Consider the following 5,160-nt stretch of genomic DNA (forward strand, 5'->3'; position numbering starts at 1 on the left):
GTGATGCGTCCGAAGTCCATGGCGACCGTGGTGGTCGTCTTGTCCCCGGTGTGGGTGAGGTCGTCGATGCCTGCGGACGCAGACGTCATGACGGCCTCTGTGCGCAGCGGGTTGATCTCCGAGACGGCGCCGACGAACGTGGTCTTGCCCACGCCGAAGCCGCCCGCCACCACGATCTTCGCGGAGGTGGTGGAGCGGGAAGGACCGCCGCTAGAGCTTGCGAAGTCCACTGAGCACCCTTTCGAGCAGTGTCACGTCTGGCTGGCCGCCGGCGTTCTCGTCGCCGCCGGGCTGATGGATGGCGACCAGTCCCGCCTCCGCCAAGTCGGCGACGAGGATCCTGGCCACGCCGAGAGGGATGGTCAGCAGGGCCGAGATCTCGGCCACCGACTTGATCTCCCGGCAGAGGTTGCAGATCCGCTGATGCTCGGGCAGCTGGCCCTGCATCTGGTGCGGCTGCGCGGTGGTGTGCACCAGTGCCTCGATGGCGAGCTGGTACCGCGGCCTGGTGCGTCCGCCCGTCATGGCGTACGGGCGCACCAGGGGGTTGCTCGACGACCCTGCGGGCGCCGGCTCGGGGGTGCGACGCTGGGGCTGCACGGGCTGGATGCGCGGGGCGTGCGGCTGGTCGTACGGCGACGGACCGGGGCCCTGCGGCGCGTACGGCTGCCGGTGGTCGGGGGCGGAGGGGTAGCCGTACCCGCTCTGGGCACCGTCGTTCTGGCCCTGCGCGGGGCCGTACGACCAGTTGCCCGACGACGAACCGCCTGGGGGTGTTGCCACTTTCTCCTCCTCCGACTGTGCCTGGCATCCATCCTGGTGGAGCCGCGTCCCGAAACCTTACGGCCCCGGGACGTCAAAGCGCACCGTCCGTCTGTTAGTTGAGAAGGCTCCCTTGGAGCTCCGCACGAAGATCCGGGGTCAGGACCGTACCGGCGCGGTCCACCAGGAGGGCCATCTCGTACCCGATGAGGCCGATGTCCGCCTCCGGATGTGCGAGGACGGCGAGCGACGAACCGTCGGAGATGGACATGATGAACAGGAATCCCCGCTCCATCTCCACAACCGTCTGGTTCACACTGCCGCCCTCGAAGATCCGGGAGGCGCCTGCCGTCAGAGACGTCAGACCGGAGGCGACGGCCGCGAGCTGGTCGGCGCGGTCGCGGGGAAAGCCTTCGGACATCGCCAGAAGGAGTCCGTCGGCGGAGACCACCACCGTGTGGGACACCCCCGGGGTGTTGTCCACGAAGTTGGTGATCAACCAGTTCAGGTTCTGTGCCGCCTGGCTCATCGGGCTCACACTAACGCTCCTGGTTGTAGGTGCTGTCAGGACCGAAGCCCTGGCCGTTCGTTTCACTGCCTGCGTTGCGGCCCCGTTGGACACCGCGCCGCAGGTTGCTCAGCCTGCCCCGGACGTCCTCCGGGGCGCGGGAGACCTGGGGGCCTCCCTGGGGAGTGGTTTCGGCGGAACCCTGGACCAGGTTGGCCTTGGGTACCCGCCGCGGCAGACCCGAGGAGGTCACTCCGCCCGCCTTGGGCTTCCGGAGCTGCGAGGCCTGCTGCCAGCGCTCGTCGTTCGCCGATCGCCAGTCGCTGCTGTCGCCGTTGTTCTCCGGAGGAGAGGCCGGCGCCTCCTGGCCCGCGTGCCGCGCGCCGCCCGTGGCGCCGCTCGCGGTGGATCCGCGGCGCGGAAGCCCGGCGTCGGTCAGCTCGTGGACGGCGGAGTGGGCCGGTCCCGGACGGTCGAAGCCTACGCCGTCCCGCTCACCTGCGTCAGCGGCCTGCGTGGATTCCGACTCCTGGGTATCCGCAGGGTACTGGGCCGGGTAGCCGTTCTGGTAGCCGTCGGCCTGCGGCCAGTCGTCCTCGCGGCGCCGGTCGTCGAAACCGGGGAACGAGCCGGAGGACGCACCCGCCGACGTCCGGTCGGACGCGGGCGCCTCCGGGTACGCGGTGTCCGGGTACGCGCCGTTCGACGCGAAGGCGTCGTTCTGCGGCACCTGGCCGGCGGGCGCGTAGTAGCCGCCGTCGTAGGACGACTGCTGCCCCGTGTCGTAGCCCTGCTGATCGCCGGTGTCGTACGCCTGCTGGTCGTAGCCCGCGGGCTGCCGTGGCTGCTCGTACGTGCCGGTCTGCTGCTGGTCGCGGTATCCGCCGTCGTCGTAGCCCTGCGCCCGGTCGTAGCCCTGGCCGGAGTCGTAGCCCTGGCCGGAGTCGTAGCCCTGGGGCGCGGCGAACTCCCCGGTGTTCTGGGCGTCGTTCTGCACCGGTGCGTCGGGCGACTGCTGCGCCCCCTCCAGGGCCGCACGGCGGCCCTCACGCATCAGGGAACGCCCGACCGGGTCCAGGTCGCGGATGTCGTCCGGGACCTCGGTGTAGCGGCTGTCGTCGAAGCCGAGTTCCGCGGCGGTGCGCAGCGGCTGCTGGTTGAAGTCCTCACCCTGGAAGTTCTGCTCCGGGATGATCTGCGACACCGTGAACTCGTCGTGCGCGGGCTGCTGCTCGCCACCGCCACCGTGGGTGATCGCGTCCGGCAGCATGACCAGCGAGGTGGTTCCGGCCTGCTCGCCCGAGGGGCGGAGCTGGACCCGGATGCCGTGCCGGTCGGACAGCCGGCCGACCACGAACAGACCCATGCGCTGAGAGATCGCGGCGTCCACGGTGGGCGGGTTGGCCAGCTTGTGGTTGATGTCCGCGAAGTCCTCGGCCGTCAGGCCGATGCCCTTGTCGTGGATCTCGATCATCACACGGCCGTCGGGCAGCCGGGTCGCGGTGACCCGGACCTTCGTCTGCGGCGAGGAGAACGTGGTGGCGTTCTCCAGGAGCTCGGCGAGCAGGTGCACGAGGTCGGTCACGGCGCGGCCGTGGATCTCGGCCTCCGGCACGCCGGACAGCTCGATGCGCTCGTACTGCTCCACCTCGGAGGAGGCGGCGCGGATCACGTCGACCAGCGGGACCGGCTGGTCCCAGCGGCGGCCGGGCTCCTCGCCCGCGAGGACGAGGAGGTTCTCGCCGTTGCGGCGCATACGGGTGGCCAGGTGGTCCAGGCGGAAGAGGTTCTCCAGCTGGTCCGGGTCCGCCTCGTTGTTCTCCAGGTCGGTGAGCAGGGTCAGCTGGCCCTCGATCAGCGACTGGTTGCGGCGCGAGAGGTTGGTGAAGATCGCGTTGATGTTGCCCCGCAGCAGCGCCTGCTCGGAAGCGAGCCGGACCGCCTCGCGGTGGACCTGGTCGAAGGCGCGGGCGACCTCGCCGATCTCGTCCGTGGAGGTGATCGGGATCGGGGCCACCCGGGTGTCGACCCGGCCCGGGTCGGTGCGGGAGAGCTGGTCCACCAGCATCGGCAGACGCTGCTCGGCGATGCCGAACGCGGCGTTGCGCAGCTGGCGCATCGAGCGGCTCATCTGGCGGGCCACCATGCCGGCCAGGATGAACGCGGCGAGCAGGGCGATCACCACGGCGGCACCGGTGATCAGCGCGTCCCGCTTGGCGTTGTCGGCGATGGTCTGGGCCTCTTCCACGGCCTTGTCGACCAGCTCGGACTCGACCTCGCTGTACCCGGCGAACTTGGCGGTGTAGGCACCGAGCCAGTTCTGCAGGGTGATGCCGTTCTCCTTGAGCTGCGCCTCGCTGAGCGCGCCGGAGGCCAGACCCTGGAGCATGTTGTCGGCGGCGGGCATGGCCGTGTATGCGCCGCCCTGGGTGGAGGACGACTCGCCGGCGCCGACCGCGGCGCCCTTGTCACCGATCGTCTCGCGCTTCTGGGCCATGATCCCGTCGAGGCGCTCGACGTCGCGCTCCGTCGCGGCGGAGACGAACTCGTTGATCGCGATGCCCTCGAGGTAGCGGTAGGACACCAGGGAGACGCGCTGCTGCTGGACGACGGCCGGCTTCTGGCTCGGGCGCACCAGCAGGTGGACGCCGATGGAGCGCTGGAGGGAGGCGGCGGCCTTGGCCAGGGAGACGGCGTAGACGGTGCGGCCGTAGCTGGTGACGTTCTCGGTGCCGAGACCCAGCTCGTTGGCGAACTCCATCAGCGAGTGCTGGACGGCGACGTAGCCCTCTTCGGTCTTCACCGGGTCCATGGACGCCGTGTAGGCCTTCTCGCGCAGCGGGCCCAGGCCGGTCTCGTTGGTACGGAAGAGCTGCATCCGCCGGTCGAGGGCGGCGGTGTTCGGGAGGTCCTCGGCGACCCGGTCGAACTCCTCCTTGGCGGCGTCGGTGGCCGCCCGGAGCTTCTTGACCTGGTCCGTCTCGCCCTTGCCCGACAGCAGGTCGGCGGCGGTGAGGTCGCGCTCGTTGAGCAGGGCCTGGCCGTAGTCGTCGGCGGCGCGCACGAGGAGCGCGACCTTCTCGGCGTCCTCGGCCTCCTGCCAGGTGTCGATCGAGCTGCTCACCTGGAAGCCGCCCATGACGAGGCCGACCAGCACGGGTATGAGCAGGATCGCGTTCAGCCGGGTGGTCACCCGCCAGTTGCGCGGGGAGAAGCGGCCGCCGCTCGGCGGGGGTGCGGCCGCCGGCTCGGGTTCGGGTACGTGGGCGGGCGCCGCTGTGCGCGGCGGCGGGGTGAAGTTGCCCCGGGCCGACGGCTCGGGACTGTTCTTGCTTCGCCTCACTCGACCAACAACCTCTCGGCGGTCGGCACCGTCACGTGCCGCTGTGTCTCAGAACCCGGCTTGCCATCGACTACTGAGTACGTCATTGACTACTGGGCAGTTCAGGCATTCCAGCATGCCGACCTGCGCTCTTCCAAACAGTCGACGGCAGGGAATCGGAGTGATGTAAGCCCCAGATAAAACGGTCAAACGGAGCGAGCCCCGCCAAAAGGCAGGGCGTTCGTGCGCACAGTGGTACCGCTCGAACGCGTCGCGTGTCGACCTCCCCCGATTCCTCTGCCGAAACGTTATGAACACCGGGGCCGACGGTGTCAAAGGACACGGCCGGCTCCGGTGCTTCAGCTGCAACTCCCGTGTGGATCTCTCTATTTGATCTACCTCAAGCGGGCCATGAGGGCGTGTTCCACCAGAGTGATCAGCGCGCTCTTCGCATCCGAACGGTGGCGGGCGTCGGTGGTGATGATCGGCGTGTCCGGCCCGATCTGGAGCGCCTCGCGCACCTCCTCCGGCTGGTAGGGCTGCTGTCCGTCGAAGCCGTTGAGGGCGA

Annotated in this window: 4 protein-coding genes and 1 pseudogene; all 5 read right to left on the bottom strand. The window is 69.7% G+C overall.

The genetic code is table 11. The features are described 5' to 3' along the window. Window positions 1-230: ATP/GTP-binding protein (locus ACIRPP_RS31865; protein WP_403650226.1), on the bottom strand; the 230-nt coding region annotated here is incomplete at its 3' end. Continuing rightward, the gene (locus ACIRPP_RS31870; RefSeq protein WP_403650229.1) at window positions 211-783 is read right to left on the bottom strand and encodes a DUF742 domain-containing protein; all 573 of its coding nucleotides are present in this window, start codon (window positions 781-783) and stop codon (window positions 211-213) included. The genes ACIRPP_RS31865 and ACIRPP_RS31870, both read right to left, overlap by 20 nt. Window positions 784-877: 94 nt before the next feature. After that, entirely contained in the window at window positions 878-1,291 is a 414-nt protein-coding gene (locus ACIRPP_RS31875; protein ID WP_004983065.1) for a roadblock/LC7 domain-containing protein, read from the bottom strand. A 10-nt stretch (window positions 1,292-1,301) separates the two neighbouring features. Continuing rightward, window positions 1,302-4,613 (bottom strand): nitrate- and nitrite sensing domain-containing protein, encoded by a 3,312-nt coding sequence (locus ACIRPP_RS31880; RefSeq protein ID WP_403650232.1) that lies wholly within the window; start codon window positions 4,611-4,613, stop codon window positions 1,302-1,304. A 374-nt stretch (window positions 4,614-4,987) separates the two neighbouring features. Then, window positions 4,988-5,160, bottom strand: a pseudogene (locus ACIRPP_RS31885) (ATP-binding protein); the annotation flags it as partial.

Origin of the sequence: Streptomyces sp. NPDC101219, from assembly GCF_044767675.1 — a bacterium.
GTDB lineage: Bacteria > Actinomycetota > Actinomycetes > Streptomycetales > Streptomycetaceae > Streptomyces.